The following is an 18064-nucleotide window of genomic DNA, read 5'->3' on the forward strand; positions in this document are numbered from 1 at the left end:
GACGGCCTTCACATAGAATTACAGCATTGAACGTCGGGAGCGAGACCTTGGACAAACAATGGTCGCTGGAGTCGGTTGGCACGGATGGCGCACGCGTGGAGCTGGTGATCCCGGGGCTTCCGTGCAGCATCGGCCGTGGCAAGGAGAACGATCTGGTGGTCGCGAATCCGGGCTTGAGTCGGGTTCATGCGGTGCTGACGCGGGATATCACCGGCCAGCTCCGCCTAGTCGATGAAAACAGCACGAACGGCACCTTCGTCAATCGGCAGCGGATCGACGGCTACTGTCTGCTCAAAGAGAACGACATCATCCACTTCGCCAGCGCCGAATTCAGGTTGCGTTGTCGTTGGGCCGAGCAATCGAGCGTGCTGGCATTCGACGAGATGGGCACGATGGTGCTGTCGCCGGACATGGTCTTGCCGCAACATTTCCTGCCCAATGAAGCCGAGTTCGACGAGCTGATCATGGGCCGTGGCCTGTCCGGCGCGGCGCAGCCGATCGTCGATGCGCAAACGCGGCGGGTCGTCGCCTATGAACTGCTCGGCCGCGCCAATCATCCGCAGCTGCCCAAATCGCCGATCGAGCTGTTCGGCATGGCGCGGGCGATGGATCGCGAAGTCGAATTGAGCCTGGCTTTCCGCGAGTTTGGTATCAGTGAGTTTGCGCCGCGTCTCGCCGGGCATACGCTGTTCCTCAACGCGCACCCGAAAGAGACCTTCAGCGAGGTGTTTTTCGCCAATCTCGAGCGCATCCGCCGGGCGTCGCCGCGACTGGGCATCGTGGTCGAAATCCACGAATCGGCGGTCACCGACGTCGCGCAACTGCATACGCTGGCCCACCGTCTTGAAGCGCTGGACATCCGCTTCGCCTATGACGATTTTGGCGCCGGGCAGGCGCGGCTGCTCGAACTGGCCGATGTTCCCGCCCACTTCGTGAAGTTCGACATGTCGCTCATCCGCGGCCTGCACAAAGCCAGCCCGCGCAAGCAGAAGGTCGTTCGTGATCTGGTGCAGATGGTCCTGGCGACGGGGTCGGTGCCGCTGGCCGAGGGCGTGGAAGACGAGGACGAGGCGCGCGCCTGCGTTGACATGGGCTTCCAGCTGATTCAGGGCTATCTGACCGGCAAACCGGTTTCCGCCGCTTCGCTCTGAGCGGCGTTGTTCGCCTTATCGTTCATTCTGCGGTGCCATTTCCCGCCGTCTGTCCACGGCGGCTTTCACGGCCCACCATAGCCGCACGCCGAGCAGGCCGGCGACTAACATCGCGTAAAGGGCGACAGTGCCGAAGTCGTTCTTGCCGGCCTTGTGCCACCAATAATGCAGGATCGCAGCGACGGCGATGAGGTAGAGAAGCCGGTGCAGGCTCACCCAGTAATGGCCGAGGCGGCGCATCATGCCCGGCGTCGAGGTGGCGGCGAGCGGGATGAGCAGGACGAAGGCGGTGAAGCCGGCGGCGATGAAGGGGCGTCGGAGCACGTCCTGCCACATGGCGGCAAAATCAAGGTTGTGGTCGAGCCAGAACCAGATGGCGAAATGCAGCACGGCGTAAAAGAAGCTGTAGAGGCCGAGCATGCGCCGGAACCTCATCCACCGCGACCAGCCGGTCAGGCGTTTGGCCGGAGTCATCGACAGCGTCAGGCAGAGGAAGACGAGTGCCCACGTGCCGGTCGAATGCGTGACGAACTCGACCGGATTGGCACCGAGCCCGTCGCTCATGCCGAGCCAGACGAGGCGCAGCAGTGGCAGCAGGCTGGCGAGAAAGACGCCGAGGCGGAGAAGGTTGAAGGGTGTCATCGCTGGTTTGCGGCCCATCTTCACGGACGCACCGAGTAGTCAGACAACGAAAAAAGCGAACCACCAAGGCACCAAGCACACCAAGAGAGCACCAAGTTAACCCCCTGTTTTCTTGGTGAATATTTGTGTTCTTGGTGTCTTGGTGGTGAGGCATTTATTCATGCTCTTTAACATGACCAGGCTCCTAGAAAAACTTCCGCAGGTCCATGCCGGCGTAGAGCGGGGCGACCTGCTCGGCGTAGCCGTTGAACGGCAGCGTCTTGCGCCGCGGCGGGAAGAGCGCATTGCCGCCATCGCCGATCCGGCGCTCGGTCGCCTGGCTCCAGCGCGGATGATCGACGGCGGGATTGACGTTCGAATAGAAGCCGTATTCGTCCGGCGCCGCGCGGTGCCAGCTCGTTTCCGGCTCGCGTTCCGTGAAGCGGATGCGCACGATCGATTTGGCGCTCTTGAAGCCGTATTTCCACGGCACGACGATGCGCAGCGGGGCGCCGTTCTGTTTGGGCAGCACCTCGCCGTAGAGGCCGAAGGTCAACAGGGTCAGCGGGTGCATGGCTTCGTCGAGGCGCAGCCCCTCGACGTACGGCCAGTCGAGCACCTTCACCGAGAGGCCGGGCATCTGCTTCGGGTCGGCGAGGGTGGTGAATTCCACATATTTGGCGTTGCCGGTCGGTTCGGCGCGGCGGATGAGCTCGGCGAGCGGTACGCCGATCCACGGGATCACCATCGACCAGCCCTCGACGCAGCGCAGGCGGTAGATGCGCTCTTCGAGCGGCGCGAGCTTGAGCAGTTCGTCGACGTCGTACACCTTCGGCCTTTTGACCAGTCCGTCGACGCTGACCGTCCACGGCCGGGTGAGCAGCGTGTGGGCGTTGCGGGCCGGGTCGGTCTTGCCGGTGCCGAATTCGTAGAAGTTGTTGTAGCCCGTGACGTCCTTGTATGACGTGAGCTTGTCGGGCAGCACGAATTGCAGGTTGGGGCGGCTGGCGAGTTTGCCTCCTGCCGCGGTTTGCGCGAACGCCTGCCGCGCAAACCACGGCGCCAGCGCGGCGCCAAAGACGCCGGCGGCGGCCGCGCGGATGATTGTCCGGCGTTGTTCGAAAACGGCGCGCGGGGTAATTTCGCTGGCCGGAATCGCCGGCCCCAGTTCGTCACGTTGCCGGTTCATTGTTCGCCTCCGTCCGTGATCACACGCTATTTAGGCCGGCGCAACAGGCCATTGGTTCCGGGCGCATTGCGCCGAATCGGCGGCGGTAATACGCTTGCCGGCACTGCTGTCAACTTTTCAGGAACAAGGATTCCGTCATGATCGCCAAAACCGCTTTCGCCGCACTTCCCATTTTTCTCGCCGTGCTGGCCGTTCCCGCGCAGGCGGAAACAGTGGGCTGTGTGACGACCGCCTGGAAACTGCTCGGCGCCAACCATAAAGTCTGCGTCGAGTCGTTACACGACCCCAAAATTCCCGGCGTGACCTGCCACGTCAGCCAAGCGAGAACGGGCGGCATCAGCGGTTCGCTCGGACTGGCGCAGGACCCGTCGCAATTCTCGCTGGCTTGCCGCCAGACCGGGCCGATCACCTTGCCGGACAAACTGCCGAAAGAGGCGACCATCTTCACCGAGGACACCTCGGTGCTGTTCAAGGAGACGCGCGTCATCCGCATGTGGGACGCAGCGAACCGGACGCTCGTCTATCTGGCGATCAGCCGCAAGCTGATCGAGGGCGCCCCGGCCAACAGCATTTCGACCGTGCCGGTCATGCCGTGGGGCGGGCGTTAGCCGGCCTTTTCCGCTTATCGCCGGCAACGAGAGATGTATGCCGCCCGATTTTTCTTGAGAAGCTGATTTGAGCGCCTAGAATTAGGTGCGGCGCCGGCTTATGACATGTCATAGGTTGGCGAGAAAATTCTTGCAGCCGTTCAGACGATCAGCCGATAGCGGGCAAGGCTTACAGGGGGATGCATGAAACTCAAATATGCGCTGGCGACCGGATTTGGCGTGACTTTGGCCAGCGTGCTCGGTGTCGTGGTTCTGGCCTTCCTGCTTCTCTCCCAACTGATCGTGCGCTGGAGCGAAATATCGACGGTGGTCGCGCAGCGCAACGAGGTGATGATGCGCAGCTCGCAGCATCTCGGCTACGCGACGCTGCAATACCACCGGCTGGTGCGCAACGAGGCGTTCGATGGCGACCGTTTTGCTGTCGAGATGCAGATGGTCGGCGACCTGCTCGACGCCTACACCGGCACCGGGCCGCTGAGCGACGAAGAACGGCGCTTGCTGGCGACGACCCGCGATTATGCGGAGCTTTACCAGCGGGATTTCCGGCGGATCGCCGAGTTGCGCGAGTCGCGGCAGGAAAGGGCGGCGCTCGATCTGGCCTTGCACAGCGAAAACGAGCGCCGGCTGGAGCAGACGATCCGCAAGCTGGTCGATCTGAACAGCCTGCGCACCAAGCAGGATACTGGCGAGATCGGTCGCCAGTACGACCTGAGTCAGCTTGGCCTGCTCGTGGCGGCCGTGGTGTGCGGCCTGTGCGTGATCGTCGTCGGGGTGCTGACGATTCGTGCCGTCCTGCGCCGCGATGCCGAACGTAACGAGGCGATCGAGTCGCTGCGCCTCGAAATCGACGAACGGCTCAAGGTCGAGGCCGAGTTGGAGCAGTATCGTGATCGCCTCGAATTGCTGGTCGAGGCGCGTACCAACGAGCTGCAGGAAGCGCGGGCGGTGGCTGATGCGGCCAATCATGCGAAGTCGGACTTTCTGGCCAACATGAGCCACGAAATCCGCACGCCGATGAACGCGATCATCGGCATGACCCAGCTGGCGCTCGATACCGACCTCAACGAGCGGCAGCGCGACTATCTCGACAAGGTGCTGGTGTCGTCGCGCGCTCTGCTCGGCATCCTCAACGACATTCTTGATTACTCGAAGATCGAAGCCGGGCGGATCGAGCTGGAGGCGACCGAGTTCTCGCCGGAAGAGATACTGCGCACGACCGGCGACCTCTTTTCGGTGCGGGCCGAAGAGAAGGGGCTGGAGCTGTTCATCGACATGGCGCGCGATGTTCCGGAGCGGTTGGTTGGCGATCCGTTGCGGCTGGGGCAGGTTATCAACAATCTGGTCGGCAACGCCGTCAAGTTCACTCAACAAGGCGAAGTGGTGGTGCGTGTCGAGGTGGCGGAAAGAGAGGCCAACGGGGTGGCGGCAAGCGTCGTCCTGCGCGTCTCGGTCCGCGACACCGGCATCGGGATTGCGACCGAACAGGCTGACCGCTTGTTCGAGCCTTTCGTGCAAGGCGATGCCAGCGTGACGCGGCGGTTTGGCGGTACCGGCCTTGGGCTGGCGATCAGCAAGCGTTTGGTCGAATTGCTGGGCGGCTCGATTTCGCTAAACAGCGAGCCGGGACGCGGCAGCAGCTTCTCCTTCACGGCGTGTTTCGGCGTGCCGCTGGTCAGCGCCGCCCGGACGCCGGAGCCGCGGCCGACGCTGCACGATCTGCACGCCATGCGTTCGCTGGTGGTTGATGATCAGGAAACATCGCTGACGATCATGCGCCATCTTCTCGAGAGCTGGCATTTCAGCGTGGAAACGGCGCAGAGCGGCGAGGAGGGCGTGCGTCTCTTTCAGGAATCGGTCAGTCGCGGCGAGCCGTTCGATCTGCTGATCATCGACTGGAAAATGCCGGGCATGAACGGGCTGGAAACGACGCGCGCGATTTTCAGCGAGGCGGCCGACCTGCGGGGAACCCGGCCGCCCGTCGTCGTCATGGTGACGGCCTACGGGCGCGAGGAATTGCTGGAGGCGGCGCGCGGCACCAGTCTGGATGCCGTGCTGACCAAGCCGGTTACCCAGTCCGGGCTGTTCGATACGCTGCTCCGCCTGCAGCAGCACGGGCCGTTCCAGCCTGAGCAGACGGCCGACGTGTTCGGCGCGACGCTCAATACGCTGGGCAATATTCACGGTGCGCGCATCCTGCTCGTCGAGGACAACGAACTCAATCAGCAGGTGGCCTACGAATTCCTGACCAAGGGCGGACTGGTGGTCACCGTTGCCAACAACGGGCTGGAGGCGCTCGACCTCGTCCAGAAAGACAATTACGACCTCGTGTTCATGGATCTGCACATGCCGGTGATGGACGGCTTCGAGGCGACCCGCCTCATCCGGGCACTGCCCGACGGCAAGGAGCTGCCGATCATCGCCATGACCGCGGCGGCGATGCCACAGGACCGCGAGGCGAGCGCCGCCGCCGGCATGAATGCGCATCTCGCCAAGCCGATCGATCCGAAGGAGCTGACCGACCTCCTCGTGCATTGGATCAAGCCGCGCTCGCGGCTGATGGGCGCTTCGGCGGAAGGCGTCGGCCAGCCGGTGGCGCCGGCGCATGGGGCGGGTACCGCAAGCACCGCAGCGAATGCGCGTGACCGGCAGATCGCGATGCTCGAACGGATTCTGCCCGGCGTCTCGGTCAAGGCCAGCCTGGCGCGGATGGGCGGTGACGTCGGCCTGTACCGGCACCTCCTGCAAGCCTTCTACAAGCGTCGGCGCGATGGTGCCGGCAGGTTGCGCGAGCTGCTGGCAACCGGCGAGCGCGAGCCGCTGTATCTGGAGGCGCACAACCTGAAAGGCGAGGCCGGCAATCTCGGCTTCGATTCCGTGCGTCTCGCCGCCGATCTTCTGGCCCAGCACCTCAAGGCGGGCCAGGCCGACCACGTCAGCGAGCTGACCGAGGCACTCATCGGCGAGTACGAGAAAATGCTGCTCACGCTGCGAAGTCTCGAGCAGGATTTGCCGGTGGCCGGTGTCGCCAACGGTTCGTCATTGGCGCGTGCGGGCGACAGAGACAAGGAAGAGCCCGTGGTCGTCGCTGAACCTGGCCGTCCCGTTCCGGTCGAAGAACTGATGCCGTGTCTGGAGCGCCTCGATGCGCTGTTGCAGGCGCGTGACTTCGGTGCGCGGCAGTTGGCGCAAGCGCTGGACGGAGAACTCGCCGGCACGGCGTTGGCCGTCGAATGGGAGAAGGTCTCGCAGGACGTGCTGCAGTTGCGTTATGAACCAGCCTTGGCGGGGCTTGCGGCATTGAGGGCCGCGTTAGGGTAAAAAGAGTGGGGGCGGTTTGGCGGGCTCCCGGCGTGTGAGAAAAGGCGTGCACCGAAGGTGGTAACGAGAATGAACAAAGATGACCGCCCGCGTGTCCTGATCGTCGACGATTCGCTGAACAACGTCGAACTGCTCGGCAATATTCTCAGCGCCGACTACGTCGTCAGCTTCGCGTCGAACGGTTCGGAGGGGCTGGACCTCGCCATGCGTCTGCCGACCGATCTGGTGCTGCTCGATATCGTCATGCCCGGTATCGATGGCTTCGAGGTTTGCCGTCGCCTCAAGGCCAACCCGGCGACGCGCGGCATTCCGGTGATTTTCCTGACCAGCCTCGATAGCGCCGTCGACGAGGAACACGGGCTGTCGCTTGGGGCCGAGGATTTCATCCATAAACCGGTGTCGCCTCCGGTGGTGCTGGCGCGCGTGCGTACCCACCTGTCGCTGGCCAAGGCCTCGCGCGAGCTGAAGCGTCACAACGAGCGGCTCGAGCAGATGGTCGCCGAGCGCACGCGCGAGATTCTGCGCCGCGACGAGCAACTGATTGCCGCGCAGACGGCGACCATCACCGCCTTCTGCGCGCTGGCCGAGGCGCGCGACAACGAGACCGGCAACCACATCCGCCGCACGCAGCACTACGTGCGCGTACTGGCCGAGGAGTTGCGCTCGCATTCGCGTTTTCGGCCTTACCTGAACGACGAGGTCATCCAGCTGCTCTTCAAATCGGCGCCGCTGCACGATGTCGGCAAGGTGGCGATTCCCGACGCCATCCTGCTCAAGCCGGGGCGTCTTACGGCCGAGGAGCGGAAGGTCATGGAACATCATTGCGTGGCCGGGCGCGATGCCATCGCCGCTGCCGCGCATCAGCTCGACGAGGGCGACAGCGCCTTCCTTTTTCATGCCGCCGAGATCGCCTACAACCACCACGAGCGCTGGGACGGCAAGGGCTACCCGCGCGGCCTGGCCGGGGACGCGATCCCGGTCAGCGCCCGGCTGATGGCCGTGGCCGACGTCTACGATGCGCTGATTTCGCGCCGCATCTACAAGGAGGCGTGTTCGCACGAGGCGTCGATGCGGATGATGCTTGCCGAGCGCGGTACGCACTTCGATCCCGACGTGATCGACGCGATGCTGGCGATCAGCGAGGCGATGGATGCCATCGCGCGGCATTATCAGGATACGTCGCCCGGGCCGGCGATGCTCGCACGTGAAATGGAGCGGGCGGTGCTGATGGAGGGAGGGGGAAGAACGTGATTCGGGGAATCGGGTGTATTGGTGGACGTACCGCTCGCTGCGGGCTGCTGGCGCTGGCCATGTTGGCGGGCGCGGAGGCGGTAGCGCAGAGCGTGTATGTGACGCCGGGTGAGAGCGGTCCGGTCTTTTCCGACAAGCCGGGGGATGGCGCCAAGGAGGTTCCGCTCAAGCCGCTCAGCGTTGTGCCCGCCGTGAAGGCGCCCGCTTCTGGCCGCAGCACACAAAACGGAAGCGGGGGGGCTGATTCCGCGCCGACCGTTTCGTCAGGCGGCGGCCCGGCGGCGCAGTCCGGGTCGCGGGACGACGTTGCGGCCGAATCCTATCGCCGTTTTGCCATCGTCTTTCCCGAACAGAACGGAAGCGTCGTCGCCAATACGGCCGTCTTCGAGGTGCGCGTGGCTGTCGATCCGGCGCTGCAAGTCGACGAGGGGCATGCCTTTGTCGTTCGCGTGAATGGGCGTTGGGTGGAGCAGCGCTTCACCGCCACCGAATTCATGATTCCGCCGGAATTCTGGGGCGACGTGCTGCCGCCGCCCAATCAGCGGATGACGCTCGCGGCAAGCATCATTGACGCGGAAGGCCGGGTGCTCATGGACGCCGCTCCGGTGAACTTCTATCTGCGCCATGCCCGGCTGTGGCGTCCGCGCCCGATACCACCGATCGTCGTGCCGCCGCCATCGACGCCGCCGCGCCGGGGGATGGCGGCTCCGTCGAAGTGAGGAGCAGAGTCGGTCAGGCGAAGCCGGGCAAACGCGCCGAGAGCATCGGCGCCGGTGTCGGTTCGAGGCGGCCCTGAAACAGCGCTTCGATCACTGGTGGCTCCTGCCAGCGCTCGTTCATGAAGGTCAGACCGGCTTCCTCGACCAGCGTCCCCTGCCAGTAATGCTGCGAAACCTCGTCGAGGGCGCTCAGGCTCAGGCTGTGCGGCAGACGCAGATAATCGAGCCAGCTCGCGTCGTGGAACGACACGGTGTAAGCGCCCTGGCTGTGCAGTTTGACGAGGTTTTTCTCCGCGACCCGACCCGGATGCTTGCGCTGGAACGTTTCGGCATCGACGCGCGTGGCGAACAGCAGCAGCGCATGCAAGCGGCTCGGAAAATCGCCGAACAGGCGTTGCCGGTAATACTCCAGATGGTATTCGGCAAAGTAGTTCTGCACGGTGCTGAACTGATCTTCGGGCAAGGCGGTGCCGAACGGGTTGCCGGTCAGGATGTCCCAGCCGGGCAGTGCGGCGTCGGGCGCGAGCCAGGCGTAGAGTTCAAGCGGGGCGGAGTCCTTGATCAGATGATCCATGGGGTTCAGGTCAGCGACCGGATGGCGTGCAGCAGTTCCATCACCAGCCGAACCGCGCCGGCGGCGAGCAGCGCGCTGACCAGCGAAACCAGCACCGAAAAGCCCGCCTCCTTGCGTCCGAGCGTCTTCACCATGACGGCAAACGTCGACAGGCAGGGCACGTAGAAGGTGAGGAAAATCAGGAAGGTGAAAATCTGTGTGTCGGAGAGTAGCGGCGCGATTTCGAGCGAATCGAGCGCCTGATAAATCATCAGCAACGACAGTTCCTTGCGCAGCACGCCGAACAGGATGGGCACGCCGAGGACGACCGGCAAGCCGAGCCACCAGGAGGTGATCGGCGTCAGCAGCATGTTGATGAAAGCGTCGGCGCCGAAGTGGCTGAGCAGCGCGAGCACGATGCTGCCGATGACGAGCAGTGGCGTGACGATGGTGACGATGTCGCTCGTGCGTTCCCAGGTCTTGCGCCAGACGCGGTTCCATTTCGGCAACGCGTAGGGCGGGATGCTCTGTACGAGACCCGGCGCGCTGTCGGCGTAGCGGCGGGCGAGGAGCTTGCCGAGCACGGCGATGGCGGTCAGCGTCAGCGCGAAGATGGCGAACACGCCGAGGCCGCCGAGATACTTGCCGCCGATGGCGAGAATGATGGCCGAACGCGCCGAGCACGGGACGAAGGTAATCAGGATGGCGGCGATCGTGCGCTCGCGCCGCGAGCCGGTCATGGCGGCGGCCGAAATCGCTGGCACGTTGCAGCCGAGCCCGATCAGGAACGGCACGGCAACGCCGCCGTGCAGCCCGAGGTAGTGAAAGCCGCGGTCGACGACGAAAGCGACACGGTGCATGACACCGGACTCTTCGAGCACCACGAGCAGCAGCACGAGCGGCAGCATGTACGGAATGACGATGCCGACGAGGCCGGTCAGCCCTTCCGCCACGGCGCGGCCGACGACTTCGAGCGTCGACGCCGGCTGCCATTCCTGAATGTGCGCCATCAAACGGGCCGAGGTGAGGCCGTCGAGAAAGGCGCTCATCTCGAACACCATGAAGAGAACGAGCGCGAATACGAGCAGCGTTCCGACCAGGCCCCAGCGCGGATGCAGAAAGATCCCGTCAAGCCAGTGCCGCCAGCCAGTCTTTGGCCCGATGCCGTGCGGCCGGGTGACGGCCTCGTGCAGCAGCGCGGCGCGGTGATGGCGGTCGGCGTGCAGTTCCTCCTCCAGCAGGCGCGGCAACGTCTTTTCAGCGGTGGCGCGCGCTGCGGCGATCTCGGACAGGAGTTCGGGAAAGCGCGTGCCGACGATGTCCAGAAAATAATCGTCATTCACCGCCAGTTGCTGCACGAGCAGTGTGCGCGGCACGCCGAAGCCGGCTTCGATCTCAGGGCGGGCAGCGATGGCGCGGAGCGCGTGCAGGCTCTCGTCGATGTGGCGGGCGGGCGGCTGCGGCAACGGGCAAGCATCGGCGCGGACGGCATCGGTCACCGCTTCGAAAAGGGCCGACAGCCCCTTGCCCATGTGCGCGATGGTCGGAACGACGCGCACGCCGAGCCGTTCTTCAAGGACCGGCACATTGATGAACAGCCCCTTGCGGCGTGCCTCGTCGATGCGGTTGAGCGCGATGACGAGCGGGCGACCGAGCAGGCTCAGTTCGAGGGTCAATTCCAGATCCTGCTCCAGCGTCGTCGCGTCGACGACCTGCACCAGCACATCCGGCGCCGCAAATTCCGGTCCGGCCTCGGTTCCCTCCGGCGGCAGGGCGAAGGGCCAGTCGCTGCCCCACAGGATGTACATCAGCAGCGCCCGGTCATGCGCGCTCAGGTGGTGCAGCGAATCCATCGCCGGCAGGTCGACGAGCGTGATCTGGTCGAGGCCGACATTGACCACGCATTCCAGATAACCTTCCCCCTCGCCGGCGAAGCCGGCCAGCCGTTCCTGGTGCACCGCCGGACTGGCGGCACTCGTGAAAATGGTCGTCTTGCCGACGCCGTAGCGACCAACGAGCGCCACCCGCGGACGCCGGCTGCCGCGCAGCAGCGGGCCGCGCAAGGGGATGGTTGTAACGGCGGTCGCGGTCGGTTTTCCGGCAAAGATCATTGGGCTACCTGATAGTTCTTGTGATGGGAGAGGCGCCGTCGCCGGGCAGGGCGCGGCGGCGTGCCGTCACGGTGATAAACTCCGGCTTCCCCGATCAGGGGAAATTTACCATCAAATGCGAATCAACCGCACGCATCAGCGTCGCGAATCAAACGGAAAGCCCGCCTCTTGCCAGCCTCCGATCGTTCTACAACTTCCTTTTGCTGCCGTCCATTGATCCGGGCGCTGTTCGTGTCGCTGCTGCTGCACGCGGTGCTGTTGCTGGGCGTTGGCGTGACGATCCTGCTTCCGATCCAGTTCGAAGCGCCAGCGGCGATCAGCGTCAGGATGGGGGCGGCCGGCGTTACCGGACGTGGAGCGCCTGCGGCGGGCCGGGGTGCGCCGCCAGAGACCGCTTCGCGGACGCCAGCGCCAGCGCCTAGCCGATCTCGGGTCAGCGAGAAAAAACCGGTGCTGACGACGAAGCCGCCGGAAAGCGCAGCGCGTGTCGCGACGGAAAGTGTGGAACCGGTCACGCGTCCTGTCAGCCTGGGGGCGGCGGAGGAGGCGGTCGGGGAAAAATCGGCGAACGTGCCGGTGCATGAAGCTGGCAAGGTCAGTGGCGCAAATGCCCGAAATCCGGCCGGCGAGAGCCATGGCGTCGCGGCCGGCGGAAACGCAGGAAAGGAGGCGGACGGAGGAAGTCCGGCAGCAGGCGCGGCCAGCGACGGCGTGCGCGCCGACGACGTGCGTCACTACAAGATCGCGCTGGCCACAGCGGCGCGGCGCTTCAAGCGCTACCCGCCGTTGGCGCGCGAACGCGGTTGGGAGGGTACGGCCCAGGTGGGGCTGGATATCCGCGCCAACGCGTCGCCCGAAGCCGTGTTGCTGCAGTCGAGCGGCCATGCGCTGCTCGATGAGCAGGCGGTGAACATGCTGACGCAGGCCGCCCGCGCCATTCCCCTGCCGCCGAGACTCAGGGCGCGCAATTTCCGCATTGAGTTGCCGGTCAGGTTCAGTCTGGACGAGTCATTCTGAATCTTTCACCACAGAGACACAGAGTTTGCGCGGAGAGAAGCGGGAGAAGCGAAGCAAAATAGATCGTTTTTCTCTGCGTAATCTTTGTGCCTCGGTGTCTCTGTGGTGGATTTTGTTTTCATGCGATTGCCCTGAGCGGTCAATTTGTCTGGCAAGTGGGATGTTTAGAAAAGCGAAGGCTGCGCGGCGGCGTCTGGCTGTGCCGCAGGGATTGGCATGGCCTGGGCATCGAGCCAGCGCATGATGGCGGCCACGACGTGCGCTTGCTCTTCGGGCGTTAGCGCATGGCCGGCGGGTATATCGTGCCATTTCGCCAGGCAGCCCCGGCAGCACGTCGCCGTGGCATGTTGGGCGATGAACACTGGGTGCCCGCGGAATGGTGTTTGCCGGCCGTCATTTTTTGGCTCCGCCGGCGCGAGTCGTTGCGCGACAAAAGCCCGTGCATGTTCCATGACCATTTCGCGTTCCTTGGCGATGAAATAGGCGCGTTCCTTCCGCTTCAGCGAGAAGCTTTGGCGGAAGCGGGATTGGGGCAGCGCGGCGAACAGCTCGTCAAGGTCGCGCATATCAATCAACGAATGCGAATACTCAGTCGAGTACGTGCGAGACCAGCCCGTCGGCGAGCTTCGGTTCGAACCACGTCGATTTCGGGGGCATGACTTCGCCGGCGTCGGCGACCGACATCAATTCGGAAAGCTGCGTCGGGTGCATGGCGAAGGCGACGGCCATTTCACCACTGTTGACGCGGCGTTCGAGTTCGCCCAGGCCGCGAATGCCGCCGACGAAATCGATACGCGTGTCGCGCCGCAGGTCGGCGATGCCGAGGATCGGGCCGAGGATTTGTTCGGAAAGCATCGACACGTCGAGACGGCGCACCGGGTCGGCGACCGGCACGAGTTCCGGCCTGACGGCGAGGTGGTACCAGCGGCCGGCGAGGTACATGCCGCAGACGCCGGTCCGCTCCGGATGCACGGGCCTGTCCGCTGGCGTGACCGTGTAGCGTTCGGCGACGGCCTTCAGGAAGGCGTCGGGCGACAATCCGTTGAGATCGCGCACGACGCGGTTGTAGTCGAGAATGCGCATCTGGCGGGCCGGGAAGATGACCGACAGAAAGTATTCGGCAGAATCGGGCGCTCCCTTGCCACGGCGTGCGGCGGCGACGCGCGAGGCGGCGGCCGAGCGGTGATGGCCGTCGGCGATGTAGAGGTTGGGCATGGCGTCGATGACGGCGCTGATACGAACGATGGCCGTCTCGTCGTCGATCAGCCAGACGGTATGGCGGATGCCGTCCTCGGCGGTGATATCGGCAATCGGCGTGCCGGTCGTGGCAGCGGCGACGAGCCGTTCGGCCTCATCCGAATCCGGGTGGGCGAGCAGTACCGGGCCGGTCTGGGCGTTCAAGGCCTCGATCTGGCGCACGCGGTCGTCTTCCTTGTCCGGGCGGGTGAATTCGTGCTTGCGGATGCGGTTGCTGTCGTAGTCGGCGACCGAGGCGGCGGCGATCAGTCCGGTCTGCGTATGTTCGCCCATGATGAGGCGGTAGGCGTAGTAGCAGGGCTTGGCGTCGCGGAAGAGGATGCCGGCGTCGATCAGCTTCTTCAGGTTCTCGGCCGACTTGGCATAGACCGCCGGCGCGTAGTGGTCGACATCCGGTGGCAGGTCGATCTCGGCCTTGGAAATGTGCAGGAACGAATACGGCTTGCCAGCGGCACGCTCGCGCGCTTCCTCGCTGGAGAGCACGTCATAGGGCGGTGCGGCGACGGCGGTGGCGTATTCGCTGCGCGGACGCAGACCGGTGAAGGGGCGGATCAGCGGGCGGGGCGAGGTCATCTTGGCTCTCCTTGAAAGGTCCGGGGAAAATTAAAAGCGAAACGCCAAGAAAAAGCGAACCACCAAGACGCCAAGATCACCAAGAGGCACCAAGAAAAACCTCTCGAATTTCTTGGTGTTACTTTGTGCCCTTGGAGTCTTGGTGGTTTGCATTTTCGATTTTCAAATCACTGCAGCTTCTTGATGAGTTCCTTGACGGCCGCGACGCGCTCGGCGAGCGTCGGGCAGCTACGCGCGAGCGACAGCTTGTCCTGTCCGGCCAGCTTGTAGTTCCGGTTTTTCTGGATCAGTTCGATGATGCGGATCGGCTCGACCGGCGGGTTCGGTTCGAACTGCACGGTGACGCCGGCGCCGGTGGCGTCGAGCTTGATGATGCCGAGCGGCTTGCACAGCAGGCGCAGGCGGTGGCTTTCGAGCAACGAAACGGCTTGTGGCGGCAGTTCGCCGAAACGGTCGATGAGTTCCTCCTGCATGTCGCTTACCTCGTCGAGTGAGTTGCAGTTGGCGAGGCGCTTGTAGATCGTCAGGCGTTCATGCACATCCGGCGCGTAGTCGTCGGGCAGCAGCGCCGGCGTGTGCAGGTTGATTTCGGTGGTGACGGCGAGTGGCTGCAGCAGATCGGGCTCCTTGCCCTGCCGGAGCTGGCTGACGGCGCGGTTGAGCATCTCGGTGAACAGGTTGAAACCGATTTCCTGCATCGCACCGGACTGGTTCTCGCCGAGTACTTCGCCGGCGCCGCGGATTTCCAGATCGTGCATGGCGAGATAGAAACCGGCGCCGAGCTCGTCCATCATTTGGATCGCTTCCAGCCGCTGCTTGGCCTGCTTGGTCAATCCGGTGGTGCCGTCTGCGTCGCCATGCGTCAGCAGGTAGGCGTAGGCCTGGTGGTGCGAGCGCCCGACGCGGCCGCGCAACTGGTGCAGCTGCGCCAAACCGAACTTGTCGGCGCGGTTGATGACGATGGTGTTGGCGTGCGGGTTGTCGATGCCGGTCTCGATGATCGTCGTGCACAAGAGAAGGTTGGCGCGTTGCTGCGTGAAGTCGCGCATCACGCGCTCCAGTTCGCGCTCGTTCATCTGGCCGTGGCCGACGACGATGCGCGCTTCGGGCAGCAGCTTGGTGAGCTTCTCGCGCATGTTCTCGATCGTGTCGACCTCGTTGTGCAGGAAGTACACCTGGCCGCCGCGCTTGAATTCGCGCAGCAGCGCTTCGCGGATGATGCCGTCAGAGAAGCGCGAAACGAAGGTTTTGATGGCCAGCCGCTTCTGCGGCGCGGTGGCGATCACCGAAAAATCGCGCAGCCCTTCGAGCGACATGCCCAAGGTGCGCGGGATCGGCGTCGCGGTCAGCGTCAGCACATCGACCTCGGCGCGCAGCGACTTCAGCGCTTCCTTCTGGCGCACGCCGAAACGGTGTTCCTCGTCGATGATGACGAGGCCGAGGCGGGTGAAGGTGACGTCCTTCTGCAACAGCTTGTGCGTGCCGATGACGATGTCGACCTTGCCTTCGGCCAGATCCTTCAAGGCTTGCGTCGTTTCCTTGGCGGTCTTGAAGCGCGACAGTTCGACGACTTTCACCGGCCAGTCGGCGAAGCGGTCGCTGAAGGTCTGGAAGTGCTGTTCGCAGAGCAGGGTGGTCGGGCACAGCACGGCGACCTGCTTGCCGCCGGCGACGGCGCAGAAGGCGGCGCGCAGCGCGACTTCGGTCTTGCCGAAGCCGACGTCGCCGCAGACGAGGCGGTCCATCGGCTTGCCCGACTTCATGTCGTTGATGACGGCTTCGATGGCGGCCGCCTGATCGACGGTTTCCTCGAAGCCGAAGCCGTCGGCGAAGGCTTCGTAGTCGTGCGTGGTGAATTCGAAGGCGTGACCTTGTCGTGCGGCCCGCTGGGCGTAGAGCGCCAGCAGTTCGGCGGCCGTGTCGCGTGCCTGCAGGGCGGCCTTGCGCTTGGACTTTTCCCATTGCTGCGAGCCGAGCGAATGCAGCGGCGCGGCGTCCGGGTCGGCGCCCGAGTAGCGCGAGATGACGTGCAGTTGCGACACCGGCACGTAGAGCTTGGCGTCGCCGGCGTAATGCAACTCCAGAAACTCCATGTCGCCTTCGCCAAGGTCCATGTGGATCAGCCCCTGATAGCGGGCGATGCCGTGCTGCTCGTGCACGACCGGATCGCCGACTTTCAGTTCAGTCAGGTCGCGCAGCCAGTTGTCGAGCGAGGCTTTTTTCTGCGCCGCGTGGCGTGTGCGGCGGGTCGGGCTGCCGGCGTAAAGCTCCGTTTCGGTGATGAAGGCGAGCTGGTCGAACACGAAACCTTCGTGCAGCGGCGCGACGCCGAGCGACAGCTTGGCCTCGCCGGCGAGGAAGCCGGACAGATCGGCGCTGGCTTCCGGCCGGAGGCCGTATTCGGCGAACAGTTCGGCCAGCGTTTCGCGCCGGCCGGCCGATTCGGCGAGGAGCAGGATGCGCCCGGCGGGGTGGCTGAGATGCGTGTCGACGAACGACTTCAGCTTGGCGAGCGGATCGTCGGCACGGCGGTCGACAGCCACCGGCGGCACGGCGGCGGTCGGGCCGTCGCTGCCCTTGGCGAGCACCAGCCGCGTGTAGGGCTTGGCGGCGGTGAAGAAGGCTTCCTCGTTGAGGAACAGGTCGGACGGTGGCAACAGCGGCCGGCTTTTCTCGCCGGAAAGCATGTCGAAGCGCGATTGCGCGTCGCGCCAGAAATCGCGCAAGGCTTCCGGAACACCGCCGTGCAGGCAGAGCGTGGCGTCCTGCGGCAGGTAGTCGAACAGCGTCGCCGTTTCGTCGAAGAAGAGCGGCAGCCAGTATTCGATGCCGGCCGACGGGATGCCGCTCGAAATGTCCTTGTAGATGCCCGACTTGGCCGGGTCGCCCTCGAACGTTTCGCGGAAACGCTGGCGGAAACGGGCGCGGCCCTTGTCGTCGAGCGGGAATTCGCGCGCTGGCAAGAGGCGGATTTCCGGCACCGGGTAGAGGGTGCGCTGCGTGTCGACGTCGAAGGTCTTGATGCTTTCGATTTCGTCGTCGAAGAGGTCGAGGCGGAAAGGCAGCGCCGAGCCCATCGGGAACAGGTCGACGAGGCCGCCGCGAATCGAGTACTCGCCGGGCGAGACGACGTTGGAGACGTTGGTGTAGCCGGCCAGCGTCAGTTGGGCGCGGAAAGCGTCGGCGTCGAGTGTCTCGCCCTTCTGCAGGAAGAAGGTGTAGGCCGCGAGGTAGGCCGGCGGGGCGAAGCGGTAGGCCGCCGTCGACGCCGGCACGAGCAGCACGTCGCACTCGCCGCGCGTGACGCTGTAGAGCGTCGCAAGGCGTTCCGAAACGAGGTCGTGGTGCGGCGAAAAGCTGTCGTAGGGCAGCGTTTCCCAGTCGGGCAGCAGGCGCACTTTGAGGCCGGGCGCGAACCACGGGATTTCGTCGAGCAGGCGCTGCGCATCGCCGGCGCTGGCGGTGAGGACGGCCAGCATGCCCTTGCGCTCGTGTGCCAGTTGCGCCAGCACGAGGGCGTCGGATGACCCGGCGACCGGCGGCAACTGGACGCGTTCGCCGCTTTTTCGGGCGGGCAAGGGGAAATGTGGAAGGGAAATGTCGGCGGTGGGCTGGGCGGTTGGAGTCACGGTCGGGAGGCTTGGCGGTCAAAGATTAAAACCGCATTCAACGCAGAGTTCCTCTGCATCGAATGCG

Annotated in this window: 13 protein-coding genes; 6 read left to right on the top strand and 7 right to left on the bottom strand. The window is 64.6% G+C overall.

What is annotated here, in order from left to right; all coding sequences use genetic code 11:
• Positions 1-47 precede the first annotated feature (47 nt).
• Positions 48-1151, top strand: coding sequence for an EAL domain-containing protein (locus GH659_RS03130; protein WP_153109288.1), 1104 nt, complete (start codon positions 48-50; stop codon positions 1149-1151).
• A gap of 15 nt (positions 1152-1166) precedes the next feature.
• Here the strand turns inward: GH659_RS03130 and GH659_RS03135 are convergent, their stop codons facing one another.
• The gene (locus tag GH659_RS03135; protein WP_246167671.1) at positions 1167-1793 is read right to left on the bottom strand and encodes a protein-methionine-sulfoxide reductase heme-binding subunit MsrQ; all 627 of its coding nucleotides are present in this window, start codon (positions 1791-1793) and stop codon (positions 1167-1169) included.
• Positions 1794-1977: 184 nt separating this feature from the next.
• Positions 1978-2961, bottom strand: a complete 984-nt coding sequence (msrP, locus tag GH659_RS03140) for a protein-methionine-sulfoxide reductase catalytic subunit MsrP (RefSeq protein WP_153109289.1) — start codon at positions 2959-2961, stop codon at positions 1978-1980.
• Positions 2962-3098: 137 nt separating this feature from the next.
• Between msrP and GH659_RS03145 the strand changes: the two genes are divergently transcribed.
• From GH659_RS03145 to GH659_RS03160, 4 genes are all read left to right on the top strand, one after another.
• A complete protein-coding gene (locus GH659_RS03145) occupies positions 3099-3569 on the top strand; it encodes a CreA family protein (RefSeq protein ID WP_211364083.1) in 471 nt (156 codons plus the stop codon).
• A gap of 183 nt (positions 3570-3752) precedes the next feature.
• Positions 3753-6887: a hybrid sensor histidine kinase/response regulator gene (locus GH659_RS03150; protein ID WP_153109290.1), complete on the top strand. Its 3135-nt coding sequence runs from the start codon at positions 3753-3755 to the stop codon at positions 6885-6887.
• 69 nt (positions 6888-6956) lie between these two features.
• The gene (locus tag GH659_RS03155; protein WP_153109291.1) at positions 6957-8138 is read left to right on the top strand and encodes a response regulator; all 1182 of its coding nucleotides are present in this window, start codon (positions 6957-6959) and stop codon (positions 8136-8138) included.
• Positions 8135-8857 carry a hypothetical protein gene (locus GH659_RS03160; RefSeq protein ID WP_153109292.1) on the top strand — a complete coding sequence of 241 codons (723 nt, stop codon included), beginning with the start codon at positions 8135-8137 and terminating at the stop codon, positions 8855-8857. Before GH659_RS03155 ends, GH659_RS03160 begins: the two co-directional genes overlap by 4 nt.
• Before the next feature lie 13 nt (positions 8858-8870).
• Here GH659_RS03160 and GH659_RS03165 read toward each other — a convergent pair whose 3' ends face one another.
• Positions 8871-9431, bottom strand: a complete 561-nt coding sequence (locus tag GH659_RS03165) for a hypothetical protein (protein WP_153109293.1) — start codon at positions 9429-9431, stop codon at positions 8871-8873.
• A gap of 5 nt (positions 9432-9436) precedes the next feature.
• Positions 9437-11521: a ferrous iron transporter B gene (locus tag GH659_RS03170; RefSeq protein WP_153109294.1), complete on the bottom strand. Its 2085-nt coding sequence runs from the start codon at positions 11519-11521 to the stop codon at positions 9437-9439.
• A 231-nt stretch (positions 11522-11752) separates the two neighbouring features.
• On the opposite strand from GH659_RS03170, the gene GH659_RS03175 reads away from it, so the two are divergent.
• Positions 11753-12538, top strand: coding sequence for an energy transducer TonB (locus GH659_RS03175; RefSeq protein WP_153109295.1), 786 nt, complete (start codon positions 11753-11755; stop codon positions 12536-12538).
• Between the two features lie 164 nt (positions 12539-12702).
• Here GH659_RS03175 and GH659_RS03180 read toward each other — a convergent pair whose 3' ends face one another.
• The 3 genes from GH659_RS03180 to mfd all read right to left on the bottom strand — a co-directional run bounded on the left by GH659_RS03180 (position 12703) and on the right by mfd (position 17967).
• Entirely contained in the window at positions 12703-13104 is a 402-nt protein-coding gene (locus tag GH659_RS03180; protein ID WP_153109296.1) for a DUF4186 domain-containing protein, read from the bottom strand.
• Between the two features lie 22 nt (positions 13105-13126).
• The gene (locus GH659_RS03185; RefSeq protein WP_153109297.1) at positions 13127-14368 is read right to left on the bottom strand and encodes a DUF1015 domain-containing protein; all 1242 of its coding nucleotides are present in this window, start codon (positions 14366-14368) and stop codon (positions 13127-13129) included.
• A gap of 167 nt (positions 14369-14535) precedes the next feature.
• Positions 14536-17967 (bottom strand): transcription-repair coupling factor, encoded by a 3432-nt coding sequence (gene mfd / locus GH659_RS03190; protein ID WP_246167691.1) that lies wholly within the window; start codon positions 17965-17967, stop codon positions 14536-14538.
• Positions 17968-18064 lie beyond the last annotated feature (97 nt).

Origin of the sequence: Propionivibrio limicola, from assembly GCF_009469695.1 — a bacterium.
GTDB lineage: Bacteria > Pseudomonadota > Gammaproteobacteria > Burkholderiales > Rhodocyclaceae > Propionivibrio > Propionivibrio limicola.

What these genes read in the sequence shown, in the direction of transcription:
- GH659_RS03135 (WP_246167671.1), bottom strand. Translation starts at nt 1,793, where the DNA reads ATGACACCCTTCAACCTTCTCCGCCTCGGCGTCTTTCTCGCCAGCCTG.
- msrP (WP_153109289.1), bottom strand. Translation starts at nt 2,961, where the DNA reads ATGAACCGGCAACGTGACGAACTGGGGCCGGCGATTCCGGCCAGCGAA.
- GH659_RS03145 (WP_211364083.1), top strand. Translation starts at nt 3,099, where the DNA reads ATGATCGCCAAAACCGCTTTCGCCGCACTTCCCATTTTTCTCGCCGTG.
- GH659_RS03150 (WP_153109290.1), top strand. Translation starts at nt 3,753, where the DNA reads ATGAAACTCAAATATGCGCTGGCGACCGGATTTGGCGTGACTTTGGCC.
- GH659_RS03155 (WP_153109291.1), top strand. Translation starts at nt 6,957, where the DNA reads ATGAACAAAGATGACCGCCCGCGTGTCCTGATCGTCGACGATTCGCTG.
- GH659_RS03165 (WP_153109293.1), bottom strand. Translation starts at nt 9,431, where the DNA reads ATGGATCATCTGATCAAGGACTCCGCCCCGCTTGAACTCTACGCCTGG.
- GH659_RS03170 (WP_153109294.1), bottom strand. Translation starts at nt 11,521, where the DNA reads ATGATCTTTGCCGGAAAACCGACCGCGACCGCCGTTACAACCATCCCC.
- GH659_RS03180 (WP_153109296.1), bottom strand. Translation starts at nt 13,104, where the DNA reads ATGCGCGACCTTGACGAGCTGTTCGCCGCGCTGCCCCAATCCCGCTTC.
- GH659_RS03185 (WP_153109297.1), bottom strand. Translation starts at nt 14,368, where the DNA reads ATGACCTCGCCCCGCCCGCTGATCCGCCCCTTCACCGGTCTGCGTCCG.